Raw genomic sequence first — 16915 nt, forward strand, 5'->3', positions numbered from 1 at the left:
GGTCACACCAACGCGTCCGCGCCAGGGGCAAGTTCGACACATCCCCCAGGACGCCCCGAACCGGGCGTGTCGCGGACCGGAGCCCTACGGCATCCCGACCCGGCGGAAAGAGCGCCGGAGTTGGGCAGTCCGGGCACTCCACCGCGAACACGGTTCGGAATGCCGGTCGAAACGACAGCGGTCCCGTGGGGAGGGTGCGCCGAGGACGATCACCCTCGGTACGCCCGTCCCCACGGGACCGCGACAGGAAACGGAATTACCTATTCCGAATTCCGGGAGTAGTTGAAATTCAGACGAGTCCTCGGCCGGCCTCGACGCAGGCGCCCATGAACTCGCGCAGGATGCGCTCCCCCGCCACCACACCCCGCTCCGGCAGCGTGGCGATCGCCGGAGCCGTCCAGTCGGCCTCGGCGAGTTCGCCGTGGCCCGGACGCCAGCCGCGGTCGGCGGCGAGCAGCAGGTCGGCGTCGAGCAGCGAGTCGCCGGCGGCGAGGGTGAGCGGGGCTCCGGTGCGGCGGGCGACCTCGCGCACGGCCGCGCTCTTGGTGAGCGGCCCGGGGACGGCGTAGATCTTGCGTCCCTGCAACGAGACCGTCCAGCCGCGGCTCTCGGCCCACGCGGTGAGGTCCTTGACCCACTGCTCGGGCAGCAGTTCCCGCTCGACCACCAGGTAGACGAACAGGTCCTCGGCGACGCGGTGTTTGCGCACCCACTCCGGGTCCGCGGTCGCCTCCAGGTGCTCGCGGACCTCCTCCAGCGGCGCGCACTCGGAGGCGAGCCGCTCCTGCACGCTGCGGTGCCAGTCGGGGTCGGAGACACCGTCGACGAGCAGATGTCCGCCGTTGGCGCAGATCGCGTACTCGGGCTCCGGACCCGGCAGGTTGATGCGCTGGTACTGCTTGCGGGTGCGGGTCGTGGTGGGCACGAAGTGCGCGATGTCGCCGAGTTCGGTGAGCAGCCCGGCGGCCGTCTCCGTCATGTAGGAGAGGGGCTTGCTCTCGTGCACCTCGACGCAGAGCAGCCGGGGCGCGCGGGCGTCCGGCATGGTGAGCGCGAGCGCGGCGGAGGAGTAGATGAGTGTGCGGTCGAGGTCGCTGGCGACGAGCACCTTGGGCGTGGACATCAGAGGGTCACCGCCTTGCCGTCGGCACCGGTCGCGCCGCGTGTGTACTTCGGGTGGATCAACCCCACACAGGTGTACGGGAGTTCGTCGACCTCCTCGACGGGCACCCCGCGCTGCTCGGCGAGCAGCCGGACGTGGTCGAGGTCGGCGCCCGCTCCGGCGCGCGCGAGGATCTTCCAGGGGACCCGGCGCAGCAGTACCCGCGTGGTCTCGCCGACGCCCGGCTTGACGAGGTTCACGTCGTGGATGCCGTACTCCTCACTGATCCGTTCGACCGCCGCCCAGCCCTCCCAGGTGGGTTCGCGGTCGGCGGCGAGGAGTTCCTTCGCCCGGTCGCGGGCGGATTCGGCGACGTCGGGGAAATGGGCGGCGACGGCGTCGAGGAACTCGACGGAGACGTCGGAGCCGGCGAGCTCGCGGTAGAACTTCGCGCCGTGGAAGTCGTGTTCGCCGACCAGGTCGGAGCGCAGGACGGTGCGCGAGATCAGCCCGGAGACGGTCGAGTTGAGGCACGCGGAGGGGATGAGGAAGTCCTCGCGGGTGCCGTACGTGCGCACGCAGGAGCCCGGGTCGGCGAGGACCGCTATCTCCGGGTCGAAGCCGGTGATGCCCTCGGCCTCCTCGAACTCCTCGATCGCGTCGGCGAGTTCGCGGGTGATGGCGCCCTTGCCGGTCCAGCCGTCGACGAAGACGACGTCGGCGGGGTCGTGGTGGGCAGCGAGCCAGCGCAGCGCGTTGGCGTCGATGCCGCGGCCGCGGACGATGGAGACGGCGTAGTGCGGCAGGTCGAGGCCGTGCTGGTGGTGGGCCCAGCGGCGCATCAGGACGCCGACGGGGGTGCCGGCGCGGGCCAGGGACACCAGGACGGGGCGCGGGGAGCGGTCGGCGAGCACGAGTTCGGTCACGGCGCCCACGGCCTCGGCGATCCGGGCGGCGGAGGCGTCGAGGGCGGCGTGGAAGAGCTCCTGGTACGCGGCGCTCGGCTGGTACTCGACCGGCAGCGACTCGGCGTAGTGGGCGCCACCGCTCTGGATGGCCTCCTCGCGCTCCTCGGTCGGCGCCTCCAGCGTCACGTCCGACAGGTCCTGCAGCAGCCAGCCGACCTCGTCGGGGGCGTACGAGGAGAAGGCGGGGCCGCGGAGGGGCTCGGGCAGCATGGAGGGCCTTTCGGTGGACGGCCGTACGGGCGTGTACGAGGGCACGACGGCGAGCAGGACGTGCGGGGTGTGTGCCGCCAACTGTGCCAACAGCCCGTCGGGTGCGTGCAGTTCGGGGGTGTCGGCGGTGGAGTCGACGACCGCGACGACGGCGTCGAAGCCGGCGCCCGCGACGTTGTAGGCGTAGCGCTCGCCGGGGCCGTCGTCCGGGTCGTCGTGGGCCGGGAAGGCGATGCGGCTGCGGATGGCGTAGCCGGGGTCGTCGAGGGCGAGCACCGGGGAGCGGGTCGTGGTGGAGAAGTACACCTCGGCGGGGGCGGAGCGCTCCAGTTCGTGGGCCAGGCGCAGCGGCGCGTACATCAGTTCCTCGAAGCCGAGGACCAGGACGCGGCCCGCGTCGGCGGGCAGGGCGTGGGCGAGCCGGGCCGCCATGGCGGGCAGGGCCGCTTCCATGCGTATTCGGTGTCCGGGGGTGAATCCGTGCCGTCCGCCGTCGGGGAGGCCGTGGGGCCAGCCGAGGTCGACGCGGACGGCCGGGCCGGTGTCCGGGGCGGCGGGGTGGGCGGGCGCCGCCGTCTCGTGGCGGGCGACCAGGGCGGTGCCCTTGGCCAGGACGTCCTCGGGCAGGCGCACCGTGCCGGAGGCGGCCGCGATCAGGTCCACGCGGGCGCCGATGTCGCCGGCGAACTTCTCGAAGCGCGCGTGGTCGGCGGCCGAGCGCATGTCGACGAGCGCGACGACGACGTACCGCTCGCGCGGGTAGCGCCGGTGCAGGTCGCGGATGGTGTTGAGGACGGTGTTGCCGGTGGAGAACTCGTCGTCGACGAGGACGAGCGGGCCGGAGCCGGCGAGCAGGCCCGGGTCCTCGGGCAGGAGGAGGTGCGAGGTGGCGTGCGAGTGGGACTCCTCGAAGCCGCCCGCCGGCCGGACTCCGCGGACCGGGCGGCGGGTGGAGTGGAGGTAGGGGGCGACGCCGATCCCGTCGGCGACGGAGTGGCCGAGCCCGGTGGCCGTCTCGGCGTATCCGAGGACGACGGCCGCGCGGGCGTCCTCGGTGCCCAGCAGCTCGCGCACGCGCCGGCCGAGCTCGACGCCGTACCCGTGGACCACGGCCGGCGACTGCGGCACGTGCTTGCCGAGGATGTTCGAGACGAGCAGGTGGGCGCGCTTGGGGTTGCGTCGCAGGGCGAGCCCCAGCAGGCCGCTCAGCCCCTCGTCGCCGACGAGCTCGACGCCGAGCCGCTCGGCGACCCAGGTCCCGGTCCACACCGCGTCGTCCGCGTCGTGCCCGGGGTCCGTGGCGTGCGCGGGGTCCGGGCCGCGCACGCCGTCCGGGCCGCTGCCGCCGTCGGGGTGGTTCGGGTCGTGCGCTGGGGTGTTCATCTGTTCCTTGCTGTCGGGGGTGCTCTTCGCTCGGCCGGACCGGCTCACGCCGGCAGTCCGGCGGTGAGCAGCTCGACGAAGCCGATGTCCTCGCGGGCGACGCCGAAGACCTCCGCGCGCAGCAGGGTGCGCTCGGCCCAGGCGCGATGCGGCTTCACCTCGTTCATTTTGTTCGTGTACGCCGATCTCAGTACACCGCCGCCGCCGCGCTCCGGCCTGAGGATGTCCTGGGCGTCACTGAATTCCTCGTGGCTGACCACGGACAGTGCGTGGACGGGTGGTACGTGCGAGGGGTGGATGCAGGTCTTGCCCATGAGGCCGTTGGCCTGGTCGAGGGCGATCTCGCGCAGGAGTCCGTCCATGGCGTGTTCGAGCAGCCGCTCGCGCAGTTCCTCCGCCTCTCCCTCCAGGAAGGGGCTGCGGCGGAGCTGCGGCTTGAACATGCGTTCCGGGACGCGGAAGTACTCCCAGACGGGCCCGGTGACGGTGAAGCCGCTGCCGTCGGCCCGGCCCAGCATGTTCACCACGTCGGCGATCACGGAGGCGACGACCTGGACGTCGTAGGCGGTCATGTCGGGGGCGCGGCGCAGCCCGTAGGAGGAGCAGAAGTCGGTGACGCCGAGGCGCAGGGCGAGCACCCGGTCGCGGTACTTGTCGACGGCGCGGAAGATGCCTTCCAGCGTCTCGACGCGCGATTCGCGGTAGAGCAGTTCGGGCGACTCCAGGACGGGCATGGCGAAGAGCCGCCTGCCGCTCTCCGCCTCGGCGGCGGCGAGGGCCTCCAGGAAGGGTGTGCCGCGTTCCTCGGTGAATTTCGGCATCACGAAGCCGGAGAGCAGCGAGACGGCGGGGCCGAGGCGCCGTACGAGGTCGGGGATCTGCTCGGGGAAGCGGACACGGACGAAGAGCAGGGGCAGCTCTCCGGTGCCGGGGCGGGCGGCGAGGTCGGTGAACTGGCGGACCAGGTTCTGCTCGGCGCCCACGACCTCGGAGTCGTCGATCGAGTCCTCCAGGCACAGGACCATCGAGACGACGCCGCGTGCGGCCTGCTTGACGATGTCGTCGGCGAGGGTCGTCCGGGTCGCCGGGCTGTACAGCGTCGCGCCGAGGGCGGCGGCGAGCACTCTGGCCGGGGACTCGGACGTGAAGACGCCGGGTTCCTGGTGGAAGAGCCGCTGCCGCTCCTCCGGGGTGACGTGACCGAAATGACGCATGGGACTCCCCCGCGGCGGCTAGGTGGCCGAATGTGATGTGGCCGGTAATGGTACGTACGTTTCCATGTCAGAGATTCCCACCGGGCGTGAAGTTCAGGTAACTCCACCATGTCGAACACCGGCCGGTTCCGGAACGACCCCACATTGTCGTGACCAGGACCGACAGGGCAGGATGACCGCATGACGCACGCGATGCTGAAAGGGTCGAACGTCCCGCTGGACTCCACAGCGGTGCGCGCCGTCCTGCGCTGGACGCCCGGCCAGGGTGTCCCCGATGTCGATGCCTCCGCGCTGCTCCTCGGCCCCGACGGTCGTGTGCGATCCGACGAGGACTTCGTCTTCTACAACCAGCCCCGCCATCCGTCGGGCAAGGTCTGGCGGCTCGGCAAGAAGCGCGGCGCCGAGGGCCTCACCGACACGATCCAGACGGATCTGACGGGTGTCGAGCCCGGCGTCGGACAGATTCTCCTGGTCGCATCGGCGGACGACGTCACCTTCGACCACGTACGCGATCTGCGCATTCTGCTGTACGACGCGGGCGTCGCGGACGGTGAACCTCTGGCGTACTTCGACATCAAGCCGGAGACCGGGGCGGAGACCGCGCTGATCTGCGGCGAGCTGTACCGGCGCGGTGACGGGTGGAAGTTCCGGGCGCTCGGCGAGGGCTACTCCAACGGTCTGGTGGGGCTCGCGACGGATTTCGGGATCTCGGTGGACGAGTCGGAGGCCGCGGCCGGGTCCGCGCCGGAGACGGCCGCCTGGGCCGCGCCCGCGGCGGCTCCGGAGACCTCGCAGCCGCTGCCGCCCGAGCACGCGGCCCCGGTCCCGCAGCAGCCGGCCCCGGTGCCGCAGCAGCCCGCCTACGGCTATCCCGGGCCCGCGGCCGCTGCCTCGACCGGCCCCGCGTACGGCTACCCGCAGCCGGCGGGACGGCAGGAGGATCCTTCCGCCTACGGCTACCCGCAGCCGCAGAGCGCCCCGGCCACGCAGCCCGCGTACGGGTTCCCGCAGGCGGTGGGATCGGGCCCTGACCCCGACTTCCGGCTGCCGCCGCAGGGGCCCCAGTTCCTCTCCCGCTGAGTCCGGCGGGGGCGTATGCCGTCGGCCGGCCGTGCGCGAGCACCGCGGGCCGGCGGGAGACGCCCTAACGGTCGGCCTTCGACTTGTAGCCGCGGCCCCACTGGAGCCCCCAGCCGTAGAGGCGGTCGAGTTCGGCCTGGAAGCCGTACACGAACCGGACCTCGCGGCGCACGGTCACCTCGCCCTTGTTGCACTCGATCATGACGACGGCGCAGGAACGGGCCTGCGGATGGCGCTCCTCCAGGCCGATCTCGATGCGCGGGCCGTTGCTCGGGTAGAGCGTGATGATGGCGTGCGTACGGTCGAAGGCCGGCGTCTGGTCGTAGATGTAGACGAAGACCAGCAGGCGCTTGATGTCGTCGCGGTGGTCGAGGTTGACGTAGGCCGTCTCGCCCGAGCCGGAACCGAAACGGTCGTCGCCGCTGAGCTTCACGAACGGCGGGGCGTTGAGTTCGCCGAAGAAGCTGCCGAGCGGCTGGACGACGCCCTTGGTGCCGTCGGTCAGCTCGTACATGACGCCGAGGTCGAGGTCGACGTTGACCATGCTCTGGGTGTGGGCCTGCACCACTTCCGGCTTGAAGGTGCGGAAGGGGTGGCGCAGCAAGCTGCCGCGCTGGGGCCCGCCGATGTCGGACGTGCGCATCCGCCAGGACAGGTTGATGCGGAGGTTGCCGCTGGCCGCGCCCTGCTTGGTGAGCGAGACCGTGTGGTTGCGCTTGGTCATCTCGATGGAGTTGGAGGCCGCGCTGCCGGAGTCGAAGTCCGCCGAGCGGCCGCGCCACAGGTCCTGCCAGATTCCCATTCGGCCCCCCACGTGTCTGGTGTGCGGCGGGGCGGCCGACGAGTCCTCGTCGACCGCCCCGCTCAGAGCGTTCCTCAGCCGGAGGGGTGTCACACCCCGGACGAGACCTCAGCCTTCTCGTCCGAGGTCGGGCCTTTTCCCTCGGCCTCGGCGAGCGCCTTGTTGCGGCGCACGGAGGACCAGAAGGACCAGCCGATCAGGACGACGCCGACGAGACCGGTGATGACCTCGTTGATCTCGTACTGGATGGTGACCAGGAGGATCGCGGCGAGGGCGCCGATGGCGTAGTGCGCGCCGTGCTCCAGGTAGACGTAGTCGTCGAGGGTGCCCTGGCGGACGAGGTAGACGGTGAGCGACCGGACGTACATGGCGCCGATGCCGAGGCCGAGCGCCATGAGCACGATGTCGTTGGTGATGGCGAAGGCGCCGATGACACCGTCGAAGGAGAAGGAGGCGTCCAGCACTTCCAGGTAGAGGAACATGAAGAACGCGGCCTGGCCGGCGAGGACGATGGCCGGCTTCTTCTTGCCGGTCCGCTCGGCCTCCTCCTCTTCCTCGTGTTCGCGCTCCTCCTCCTCTTCGAGCTTGTCCTCGAAGTAGCCGGAGAGACCGCCGACGATCATGTACGTGATCAGGCCGGCGATGCCGGAGATCAGTACCGTCTGTGCCTTGTCGACGTGGCCGCCGCCGTGCTGGTGGGCGTGGACCGCGAAGGTCATGGAGGTGATCAGCAGGACGATCAGGGCGATGCAGACCGACAGCATGTCGACCTTGCCGAGCTTGGCCAGCGGGCGCTCGATCCAGCGCAGCCACTGGATGTCCCGGTCCTCGAAGATGAAGTCGAGGAAGATCATGAGCAGGAACATGCCGCCGAAGGCAGCGATCGACGGGTGGGCGTCGGTGACGAGCTGCTGGTACTGGTCCTTGTCGTTCAGCGCGAGATCGACCGCGTCGATCGGGCCGATCTTGGCGCTGATCGCGACGATCACGACGGGGAAGACCAGGCGCATGCCGAAGACGGCGATCAGAACGCCGACCGTGAGGAAGATCTTCTGCCAGAAGGCATTCATCTTCTTCAGGATCCCGGCGTTGACCACCGCGTTGTCGAAGGACAGCGAGATCTCCAGGACGGCCAGGATCGCCACGATCCCGAAGGCGGTCCACCCCCCGTAGACGGCCGCCGCGGCCAGACCGAGCGCGGTGATCGCGAACGACCAGCCGAAGGTTTTCAGAAGCACTGGCTACCCAATCATCGTGTGGTGGGGGCACCCCCAAGCGGTGGCTCAGGGAGTGCGCAACCCCCGTGCCGTACTCGGCTTTACCTACTGTTGACCACGAAGTCTAAGGGGCCGCCTTCGGCTGATACAGGTGGGTCTAGGAAACATTGACCCCGAAGTCGAGTGCGATGCCCCGCAGCCCCGACGCGTACCCCTGACCGACGGCACGGAACTTCCATTCCGCGTTGTAGCGGTAGACCTCGCCGAAGATCATCGCCGTTTCGGTGGAGGCGTCCTCGGAGAGGTCGTAGCGGGCGAGCTCCTGGCCGTCCGCCTGGTTGACGACCCGGATGAACGCGTTGCTGACCTGGCCGAAGGTCTGGCCACGGTTGTCCGCGTCATGGATGGACACCGGGAAGACGATCTTGTCGACCACGGCGGGGACCTTGGCGAGGTCGATCAGGATCGACTCGTCGTCGCCCTCGCCCTCACCCGTGAGGTTGTCGCCGGTGTGCTCGACGGAGCCGTCCGGGCTCTTGAGCTGGTTGTAGAAGATGAACCACTCGTCCCCGAGCACACGGCCGCCGCTGCACAGCAGCGCGCTCGCGTCGAGGTCGAAATCGGCTCCGGTGGTGGAGCGCGCGTCCCAGCCGAGCCCGATCATCACATGTGTGAGGTTCGGTGCGGCCTTCGAGAGGGAGACATTGCCCCCCTTGGCGAGCGTGACGCCCATGATGCTGGTCCTCCCGAGGTGCGATCTTCTGTTGGTACGGCCGGTCCGGTGCCGCACCGAGCGGTGCGGCACCGGACCGGGATGCCCGAGGGCCGGCGGACTCAGACGTTGACGCCGAAGTCCTGCGCGATGCCGCGCAGGCCCGAGGCGTAGCCCTGGCCGATGGCCCGGAACTTCCACTCGGCGCCGTTGCGGTAGAGCTCGCCGAAGACCATCGCGGTCTCCGTCGAGGCGTCCTCGGAGAGGTCGTAGCGCGCGATCTCCGCTTCGCCGGCCTGGTTCACGACGCGGATGAACGCGTTGCGGACCTGGCCGAAGGACTGCTGGCGGTTCTCGGCGTCGTAGATGGAGACCGGGAACACGATCTTCGTGACGTCGGCGGGAACGGCGGCGAGGTTGACCTTGATCTGCTCGTCGTCGCCCTCGCCCTCACCGGTGATGTTGTCGCCGGTGTGCTCCACCGAGCCGTCCGGGCTCTTCAGGTTGTTGAAGAACACGAAGTTCTGGTCGGTGCTGACCTTGCCGTCCGCGTTCGTGAGGATGGCGCTGGCATCGAGGTCGAAGTCCACGCCGGTGGTGGTCCGGGCGTCCCATCCCAGACCGACGATGACCGCGGTCAGTCCCGGGGCCTCCTTCGACAGCGATACGTTGCCGCCCTTGCTGAGGCTGACTCCCACGAGTCCTCCCAATGGTGTTCAGGGGCGGGGAGCCCCGTAGGTGCGTTGGTATCGGATCAACGGTTCGATCCTAGTGAGGGGTTCCCGTGCCTTGCAGGGCTTGGAACCGAAGAATCACAGGGTGTCGAGCGCCTTGACGTACTCGTTCAGGTCACGCGCGTCCGGCAGCGCGTTGACGACGGTCCAGCGGACGACGCCCTCCTTGTCGATGATGAACGTGCCGCGCACGGCGCAGCCCTTGTCCTCGTCGAAGACGCCGTACGCGCGCGAAATGTTGCCGTGCGGCCAGAAGTCGGAGAGCAGCGGGTACTCCAGGCCCTCCTGCTCGGCGAAGACGCGCAGGGTGTGGATGGAGTCGTTCGAGACCGCGAGGAGCTGGGTGTCGCGGTCCGTGAACTGCGGCAGGTTGTCGCGCAGGGAGCACAGCTCGCCGGTGCACACACCGGTGAAGGCGAAGGGGTAGAAGAGCAGTACGACGTTCTTCTCGCCACGGAAGTCGGACAGCTTCACGGTGGCGCCGTGATTGTCCTTGAGCTCGAAGTCCGGGGCCTTGGTGCCGACCTCGACGGCCATAGTCACTCGCTTCCCTTCCAAGGGTCTGTTCGGGTGACGCCCAGCGTACGCAGTGATCGGCTCGCGGCGGCGGCGCGACCCCGGCCGGGTCCCCCGGGTGCCGGTTCCGGGCATGCGTGAGGCCCCCGCCGAGGTGGCTCGGCGGGGGCCTCACGGATGCTCTGCGTGCAGACGGGGCTGCAGCTCAGCGCTTCGACTTGGGAGTGGCCAGGCGGGTGCCCGACCATTCCTTGCCGACGGAGATGCTCTTCGTCTGGGAGAGGCCGGCTGTCTGTGCGGCATCGCTGATGTCGCTGGGCTCGACGTAACCGTCCCTGCCGGTCTTCGGGGTCAGCAGCCAGATGTTGCCGCCGTCCTCGAGGAAACTGATGACGTCCACCAGTGCGTCCGTGAGATCGCCGTCCTCGTCCCGGAACCACAACAGCACCACATCGGCGACGTCGTCGTAGTCCTCGTCGACCAGATCCTGGCCGATCAGCGATTCGATGCCTTCACGGAGCTCGTGGTCAACGTCGTCGTCGAAGCCGATCTCCTGGACCACCTGTCCGGGCTCGAACCCCAGCCTGGCGGCCGGGTTGGTCCGCTCCTCCGCGTGGTCCGCGGTCGCGCTCACGGCTTGCCTCCTGATCATGTTTCGGAATGGGGGTCTCCCTCTGCTCGTCCAGAGCGGGGGGATCTCAGCCACGCGCGTACGCGAAGCGTTGGCCGTAGTCCACACGGGCGGAGCGGATCGCGCAAGTACCCGGCCGCCGAGACCGCCGAAACGGTGACGATCCTGGCAGTGCCGACGCAACTCCCGACGGGCCTTCATGACGCCGCGTGACGGGCACCACACACTTCTGCCCCATTTATTCCCTTCGGAACCCTCGGGGCGTGCGAAAGCCGAACTGCTTTGCGGAACGCGTCACCCCCTGAGCGTATCGTTACGTTTTGGTCGAGACCGCCCCAACGGTCCGCACGAGCGACTCGGTTACCCCCTGGTAGAGATGACGTACGCGTTCGCGGGGTACACGATGGGGATCGGTGCAGATGCAGGGAAAACCCACGAAGACAGCCCTCTGACAGCGAAGGAACAGCGTGGCTTCCGGATCCGATCGCAACCCGATCATCATTGGCGGCCTTCCCAGCCAGGTCCCGGACTTCGACCCTGAGGAGACTCAGGAGTGGCTCGACTCCCTCGACGCCGCCGTCGACGAGCGCGGCCGCGAGCGGGCCCGCTATCTGATGCTGCGGCTGATCGAGCGAGCCCGCGAGAAGCGCGTGGCCGTGCCCGAGATGCGCAGCACGGACTACGTCAACACGATCGCGACCAAGGACGAGCCGTTCTTCCCGGGCAACGAGGAGATCGAGCGCAAGATCCTCAACGCGACCCGCTGGAACGCCGCCGTGATGGTCTCGAGGGCGCAGCGCCCCGGCATCGGCGTGGGCGGCCACATCGCGACCTTCGCCTCCTCCGCCTCGCTCTACGACGTCGGCTTCAACCACTTCTTCCGCGGCAAGGACGAGGGCGACGGCGGCGACCAGATCTTCTTCCAGGGGCACGCCTCCCCCGGCATCTACGCCCGCGCCTTCCTTCTCGACCGGCTCTCCGAGCAGCAGCTCGACGCGTTCCGCCAGGAGAAGTCGAAGGCGCCCTACGGACTGTCCTCGTACCCGCACCCGCGGCTGATGCCGGACTTCTGGGAGTTCCCGACCGTCTCGATGGGCCTCGGCCCGCTCGGCGCGATCTTCCAGGCGCGGATGAACCGCTACATGGAGGCGCGCGGCATCGCGGACACCTCCAAGTCCCATGTCTGGGCGTTCCTCGGCGACGGCGAGATGGACGAGCCCGAGTCGCTGGGCCAGCTCTCCATCGCCGCGCGCGAGGGCCTGGACAACCTGACCTTCGTCGTGAACTGCAACCTCCAGCGCCTCGACGGCCCGGTGCGCGGCAACGGCAAGATCATCCAGGAGCTGGAGTCGCAGTTCCGGGGCGCCGGCTGGAACGTCGTGAAGCTCGTCTGGGACCGCACCTGGGACCCGCTGCTCGCGCAGGACCGCGACGGGGTGCTCGTCAACCGGCTGAACACGACGCCGGACGGCCAGTTCCAGACGTACGCCACGGAGACGGGCGCGTACATCCGCGACCACTTCTTCGGTGACGACCACCGGCTGCGCGCGATGGTCGAGAACATGACCGACGACCAGATCCTGCACCTGGGGCGCGGCGGCCACGACCACAAGAAGATCTTCGCGGCGTTCTCGGCGGCCAAGGCGCACGCGGGCCAGCCGACGGTGATCCTGGCGCAGACGGTCAAGGGCTGGACGCTCGGCCCGAACTTCGAGGGCCGCAACGCCACGCACCAGATGAAGAAGCTGACGGTCTCCGACCTCAAGGGCTTCCGCGACCGGCTGCACCTGCCGATCTCCGACAAGGAGCTGGAGGACGGCGCCCCGCCGTACTACCACCCGGGCCGGGACTCGGAGGAGATCCAGTACATGCACGACCGCCGCAAGGGCCTCGGCGGGTACGTGCCCACGCGTGTCGTGCGGTCGAAGCCACTGGTCCTGCCCGAGGACAAGACGTACGCGAGCGTGAAGAAGGGTTCGGGTCAGCAGTCCATCGCCACGACCATGGCGTTCGTCCGACTGCTCAAGGACCTCATGCGGGACAAGGAGATCGGCAAGCGGTTCGTGCTGATCGCGCCCGACGAGTACCGCACGTTCGGCATGGACTCGTTCTTCCCGAGCGCGAAGATCTACAACCCGCTCGGCCAGCAGTACGAGTCGGTGGACCGCGAGCTGCTGCTCGCCTACAAGGAGTCGCCGACCGGCCAGATGCTGCACGACGGCATCTCGGAGGCGGGCTGCACGGCCTCGCTGATCGCCGCGGGTTCGGCGTACGCCACGCACGGCGAGCCGCTCATCCCGGTCTACGTCTTCTACTCGATGTTCGGTTTCCAGCGCACGGGCGACCAGTTCTGGCAGATGGCGGACCAGTTGGCGCGCGGTTTCGTCCTGGGCGCGACCGCCGGGCGGACGACGCTGACCGGTGAGGGGCTCCAGCACGCGGACGGCCACTCGCAGCTCCTCGCCTCGACGAACCCGGGCTGTGTCGCCTACGACCCGGCGTTCGGCTTCGAGATCGCGCACATCGTCCAGGACGGTCTGCGCCGCATGTACGGCTCGTCCGACGAGCACCCGCACGGCGAGGACGTCTTCTACTACCTCACCGTCTACAACGAGCCGCTCCAGCACCCGGCGGAGCCGGAGAACGTGGACGCCGAGGGCATCCTGAAGGGCCTGTACCGCTTCAGCGAGGGCACCTCGGGCACGATCCCCGCGCAGATCATGGCGTCCGGCATCGGCGTCACCTGGGCGATGGAGGCGCAGCGGATCCTCGCCGAGGAGTGGAACGTCAGGGCCGACGTGTGGTCGGCGACGTCCTGGAACGAGCTGCGGCGCGAGGCGGTCGACGTCGAGCGGCACAACCTGCTGCACCCCGAGGAGGAGCAGCGCGTCCCGTACGTGACGCGGAAGCTGTCCTCCGCGCAGGGTCCGTTCGTGGCCGTCTCCGACTGGATGCGATCGGTTCCCGACCAGATCGCGCGGTGGGTGCCGGGCACCTACCAGTCCCTCGGCGCGGACGGTTTCGGCTTCGCGGACACGCGCGGCGCGGCCCGGCGCTTCTTCCACATCGACGCGCAGTCGATCGTGGTCGCCGTGCTGACCGAGCTGGCCCGTGAGGGCAAGGTGGACCGGTCGGTGCTGAAGCAGGCCGTCGACCGCTATCAGCTTCTCGACGTGCGGGCGGCCGACCCGGGCGCGGCGGGCGGCGACGCGTAGGGCGTGAGCCCGGCAGGACCGACGAGGGGCGGCGGGCCGTGGGCCCACCGCCCCTCACCCGTTTTCTTTCTACGATGCGGGCATGAATGCGGCCATGGATGCGGGCATGAACGAACAATCGGCGCAGGCCCGCTGGGAGCTGCGCACCCAGCGGCCCCTGCTCGTGCTCGCGGTGGCGTTCGCCCTCGCCTACGCCGTGCCGATCGTGGACAGCGACGCCGGCCGCTCCGTCACGTTCACCTGCACGGTCGTGGAGTGGGTGGTGTGGGGGGCCTTCGCGGCCGACTACCTCGTCCGGCTCGCCCTCGCCCCGCGACGGCGGGTCTTCGTCCGCGGTCACTGGATGGACCTGTGCGCCGTGATCCTGCCGATCCTGCAGCCGCTGCGGCTGCTGCGGCTCGTCTCCACGCTGACGCTGGTGGGGCGGCGCGCCCGGATGGCCTCGCAGATACGGCTGACGACGTACGTCGGGGGCGCGGTCGTCGGACTGCTGATGTTCGGCTCGCTGGCGGTGCTGTCGGTGGAAAGGGACTCGCCGAACGGGAACATCAAGACGCTGGGTGACGCGGTGTGGTGGTCGTTCACGACGATGACGACCGTCGGATACGGCGATCACGCCCCGACGACGGGGATGGGCCGTGTCCTCGCGGTCGGTCTGATGCTCTCCGGGATCGCGCTCCTCGGTGTGGTCACCGCGAACATCGCGGCCTGGTTCATCTCGCGGTTCGAGAAGGACGACGTGGAGGAGCGGCGGCAGACGGCGGCGATCGAGGCGCTCACGGCCGAGGTGCGCGCGCTGCGGGCCGAGGTCGCCGCCCTGACCGAGGGCCCGGGAATCCTGCCGCATCCCCTGGCGGCGGGGTCGGAGGAACACTCGCCCACGTAACCGGCGGGGTCGGAGGAGCACTCCCCCACATAACGGGCGGGGTCGGAGGAGCACTCGCCCACATAACCGGCGGGCCCGCGTGCCGCTCGAAGCGGTGCGCGGGCCCGTGTCCGGTCCGGTCCCCGGAGGCGTCAGAGCAGGCCGTTGCCCGGTCCGCCGCCCAGCCAGATGACCGCCAGGAGTGTGTCGATCGCTCCCAGCACCAGGGCGATCAGCGCCGGCACCGGCCCCGAGCCGGTCCAGCGGCGGCCCATCGCGAGCCAGCCGCAGACCATCGCGGCCGGCCCGAGGACGATCCCCAGCGTGAAGAAGCCCGCCACCGCGCACACGGTGCCGACGATCCCCAGGGTCGCGCTGTCCGGCCCGGTCCGTGATCCTGTACGGCCACGTGAACGGGGGTACCTGCGCGTACCGTTTCCGAAGCCCGCCATCATCAACTCCTGAACTCCCGTGACCTGTCGGTCGGTTCGGGTCGATGGACCGGGTACCCCCGTTTCACGCCGGCAGACCCGCCCGGGTCCGGGCGGGTCTGCCGGAGGCGGACGGGTCAGATGTGACCGACGCCCGCACCGGCTTCGGCGTTCTCGCCGCGCTTGGTGAACAGCGCGACGAAGACGGCCACGACGGCGACCACGGCGGCGACGAGGCACGCGAGGCTCATGCCGGAGATGAACGTGTCGTGCGCGACCACCGAGATCTTCGCCGCGATGGCCTCCGGCGTGCCCTTGGTCACCGGCGCCATGCCCTGCTGCACGGCCTGCGAGGCCAGGGCCTCCTGCGCGTCGGTGAGCTTGGGCAGCCCGGCCCCGACCCAGTTGCCCGCGAGGTCGTTGTCGACCTTCGACGCCATCACGGCACCGAGCACGGCCGTACCGAGGCTGCCGCCGATCTGCATGGCGGCCTGCTGGAGACCGCCGGCGACGCCGGAGAGCTCCATCGGGGCGTTGCCGACGATGACCTCGGTGGCGCCGACCATGACCGGCGCGAGACCGAAGCCGAGCAGGGCGAACCAGATGGACATCAGGCCGCTGGAGGTGTCCGCCTCCAGCGTCGACATGCCGTACATGGCGATCGCGGTGGCCGCCATGCCGCCGGCGAGCGGGATGCGCGGGCCGAGCTTGGTGATGGCCAGACCCGCGAGCGGGGAGCCGACGATCATCATGCCGGTGAGCGGCAGCAGGTGCAGGCCCGCGTCGACCGGGCTCATGCCGTGCACGTTCTGGAGGTAGAACGTCACGAAGAACAGGCCGCCCATGAACGCGATGGCCATGAGCACCATCAGCACCACACCCGCCGAGAGCGGGACGGAGCGGAAGAGGCCGAGCGGGATCAGCGGTTCCGCGACGCGCTTCTCCCACAGGGCGAAGCACACGAAGCCGAGGACCGAGGCACCGAGGAAGGACCAGGTCTTGACGTCGCCCCAGCCCCAGGCCGGGGCCTTGATGAGGGCCCAGACCAGGCAGAACATGGCGCCGGAGAGCAGCGCGATGCCGAGCAGGTCGAAGGAGCGCGGGGCGTTCTCGGCGCGGTGGTCCTTGAGGATCAGCACACCGAGGACGAGCGCGAGGGCGCCGACGGGCACGTTGATGAAGAACACCGACTGCCAGCTCACGTGCTGGACGAGCAGACCGCCGAGGATCGGGCCGCCCGCGGTGGAGGCGCCGATGACCATGCCCCAGATGCCGATCGCCATGTTCAGCTTCTCGGCCGGGAAGGTCGCGCGGAGCAGGCCGAGCGCGGCGGGCATGAGCAGCGCGCCGAACAGACCCTGGAAGACGCGGAAGGTGACCACGAAGGCGATGCTGTGCGACAGGCCGATCGCGCCGGACGCGGCGGCGAAGCCGGTCACGCCGATCAGGAAGGTCTGCCGGTGGCCGAAGCGGTCGCCGAGCTTGCCCGCGGTGATGAGGGAGACCGCGAGGGCGAGGAAGTAGGCGTTGGTGATCCACTGGACGTCGGCGAAGGTCGCGCCGAGGTCCTGGGCGATCGCCGGGTTGGCGATGGCCACGATGGTGCCGTCGAGGGCCACCATCATGACCCCGACGGCCACGGTGATGAGGGTGAACCACGGATGGCCGCGCAGGCCCGTGGACGGGGCCTGGTCCAACGGCGGGACCGGAGTCTTGTCCTCCGGGCCCGTCTTGTCGATGGTGGTCTGACTAGTCATTTTTCGAGGCTAGTGACAGTCGCTGACAATTGACAAACCGATTCACAAGTCGGTAACTGTCACGTCACTCACAGATAG

The 16915-nt window shown here is 69.6% G+C and carries 14 protein-coding genes; 3 read left to right on the top strand and 11 right to left on the bottom strand.

All coding sequences use genetic code 11. The features are described from left to right. Positions 1-289: 289 nt before the first annotated feature. The 3 genes from ACFRIC_RS09490 to ACFRIC_RS09500 are packed head-to-tail and all read right to left on the bottom strand — an operon-like array spanning position 290 to position 4877. The gene (locus ACFRIC_RS09490; protein ID WP_382781948.1) at positions 290-1123 is read right to left on the bottom strand and encodes an HAD family hydrolase; all 834 of its coding nucleotides are present in this window, start codon (positions 1121-1123) and stop codon (positions 290-292) included. Further along, entirely contained in the window at positions 1123-3663 is a 2541-nt protein-coding gene (locus tag ACFRIC_RS09495) for a phosphoribosyltransferase (protein WP_382781950.1), read from the bottom strand. Before ACFRIC_RS09495 ends, ACFRIC_RS09490 begins: the two co-directional genes overlap by 1 nt. 44 nt (positions 3664-3707) lie before the next feature. Then, positions 3708-4877 carry an HpcH/HpaI aldolase/citrate lyase family protein gene (locus ACFRIC_RS09500; protein ID WP_382781953.1) on the bottom strand — a complete coding sequence of 390 codons (1170 nt, stop codon included), beginning with the start codon at positions 4875-4877 and terminating at the stop codon, positions 3708-3710. A 180-nt stretch (positions 4878-5057) separates the two neighbouring features. Between ACFRIC_RS09500 and ACFRIC_RS09505 the strand changes: the two genes are divergently transcribed. Beyond that, positions 5058-5957 carry a TerD family protein gene (locus tag ACFRIC_RS09505; RefSeq protein ID WP_382781955.1) on the top strand — a complete coding sequence of 300 codons (900 nt, stop codon included), beginning with the start codon at positions 5058-5060 and terminating at the stop codon, positions 5955-5957. Between the two features lie 64 nt (positions 5958-6021). Here the strand turns inward: ACFRIC_RS09505 and ACFRIC_RS09510 are convergent, their stop codons facing one another. From ACFRIC_RS09510 to ACFRIC_RS09535, 6 genes are all read right to left on the bottom strand, one after another. Then, positions 6022-6759 carry a Tellurium resistance gene (locus tag ACFRIC_RS09510; RefSeq protein ID WP_382781957.1) on the bottom strand — a complete coding sequence of 246 codons (738 nt, stop codon included), beginning with the start codon at positions 6757-6759 and terminating at the stop codon, positions 6022-6024. 89 nt (positions 6760-6848) lie between these two features. After that, positions 6849-7997, bottom strand: coding sequence for a DUF475 domain-containing protein (locus ACFRIC_RS09515; protein WP_382781960.1), 1149 nt, complete (start codon positions 7995-7997; stop codon positions 6849-6851). Positions 7998-8133: 136 nt separating this feature from the next. Further along, positions 8134-8709: a TerD family protein gene (locus ACFRIC_RS09520; protein WP_361677826.1), complete on the bottom strand. Its 576-nt coding sequence runs from the start codon at positions 8707-8709 to the stop codon at positions 8134-8136. A 101-nt stretch (positions 8710-8810) separates the two neighbouring features. Then, positions 8811-9386, bottom strand: coding sequence for a TerD family protein (locus tag ACFRIC_RS09525; RefSeq protein WP_266758290.1), 576 nt, complete (start codon positions 9384-9386; stop codon positions 8811-8813). Positions 9387-9500: 114 nt separating this feature from the next. Beyond that, entirely contained in the window at positions 9501-9959 is a 459-nt protein-coding gene (locus tag ACFRIC_RS09530) for a peroxiredoxin (RefSeq protein WP_365483906.1), read from the bottom strand. A 184-nt stretch (positions 9960-10143) separates the two neighbouring features. Then, positions 10144-10572, bottom strand: a complete 429-nt coding sequence (locus ACFRIC_RS09535) for a DUF3052 domain-containing protein (protein ID WP_382781964.1) — start codon at positions 10570-10572, stop codon at positions 10144-10146. Positions 10573-11036: 464 nt separating this feature from the next. Between ACFRIC_RS09535 and aceE the strand changes: the two genes are divergently transcribed. Next, complete coding sequence (aceE, locus tag ACFRIC_RS09540) at positions 11037-13784, top strand: pyruvate dehydrogenase (acetyl-transferring), homodimeric type (protein WP_382781967.1); 2748 nt, start codon at positions 11037-11039, stop codon at positions 13782-13784. A 106-nt stretch (positions 13785-13890) separates the two neighbouring features. Continuing rightward, positions 13891-14670, top strand: a complete 780-nt coding sequence (locus ACFRIC_RS09545; protein WP_382781970.1) for a potassium channel family protein — start codon at positions 13891-13893, stop codon at positions 14668-14670. 131 nt (positions 14671-14801) lie between these two features. Here the strand turns inward: ACFRIC_RS09545 and ACFRIC_RS09550 are convergent, their stop codons facing one another. Both ACFRIC_RS09550 and ACFRIC_RS09555 read right to left on the bottom strand, forming a co-directional pair. Then, the gene (locus tag ACFRIC_RS09550) at positions 14802-15104 is read right to left on the bottom strand and encodes a small hydrophobic protein (RefSeq protein ID WP_369482870.1); all 303 of its coding nucleotides are present in this window, start codon (positions 15102-15104) and stop codon (positions 14802-14804) included. Between the two features lie 113 nt (positions 15105-15217). Then, complete coding sequence (locus tag ACFRIC_RS09555) at positions 15218-16837, bottom strand: MFS transporter (RefSeq protein ID WP_382781972.1); 1620 nt, start codon at positions 16835-16837, stop codon at positions 15218-15220. Positions 16838-16915: the final 78 nt, after the last annotated feature.

The organism is Streptomyces sp. NPDC056738, assembly GCF_042790435.1.
Lineage (GTDB): Bacteria > Actinomycetota > Actinomycetes > Streptomycetales > Streptomycetaceae > Streptomyces.

What these genes read in the sequence shown, in the direction of transcription:
- ACFRIC_RS09490 (WP_382781948.1), bottom strand. Translation starts at nt 1,123, where the DNA reads ATGTCCACGCCCAAGGTGCTCGTCGCCAGCGACCTCGACCGCACACTC.
- ACFRIC_RS09495 (WP_382781950.1), bottom strand. Translation starts at nt 3,663, where the DNA reads ATGAACACCCCAGCGCACGACCCGAACCACCCCGACGGCGGCAGCGGC.
- ACFRIC_RS09500 (WP_382781953.1), bottom strand. Translation starts at nt 4,877, where the DNA reads ATGCGTCATTTCGGTCACGTCACCCCGGAGGAGCGGCAGCGGCTCTTC.
- ACFRIC_RS09505 (WP_382781955.1), top strand. Translation starts at nt 5,058, where the DNA reads ATGACGCACGCGATGCTGAAAGGGTCGAACGTCCCGCTGGACTCCACA.
- ACFRIC_RS09510 (WP_382781957.1), bottom strand. Translation starts at nt 6,759, where the DNA reads ATGGGAATCTGGCAGGACCTGTGGCGCGGCCGCTCGGCGGACTTCGAC.
- ACFRIC_RS09520 (WP_361677826.1), bottom strand. Translation starts at nt 8,709, where the DNA reads ATGGGCGTCACGCTCGCCAAGGGGGGCAATGTCTCCCTCTCGAAGGCC.
- ACFRIC_RS09530 (WP_365483906.1), bottom strand. Translation starts at nt 9,959, where the DNA reads ATGGCCGTCGAGGTCGGCACCAAGGCCCCGGACTTCGAGCTCAAGGAC.
- ACFRIC_RS09545 (WP_382781970.1), top strand. Translation starts at nt 13,891, where the DNA reads ATGAACGAACAATCGGCGCAGGCCCGCTGGGAGCTGCGCACCCAGCGG.
- ACFRIC_RS09550 (WP_369482870.1), bottom strand. Translation starts at nt 15,104, where the DNA reads ATGATGGCGGGCTTCGGAAACGGTACGCGCAGGTACCCCCGTTCACGT.
- ACFRIC_RS09555 (WP_382781972.1), bottom strand. Translation starts at nt 16,837, where the DNA reads ATGACTAGTCAGACCACCATCGACAAGACGGGCCCGGAGGACAAGACT.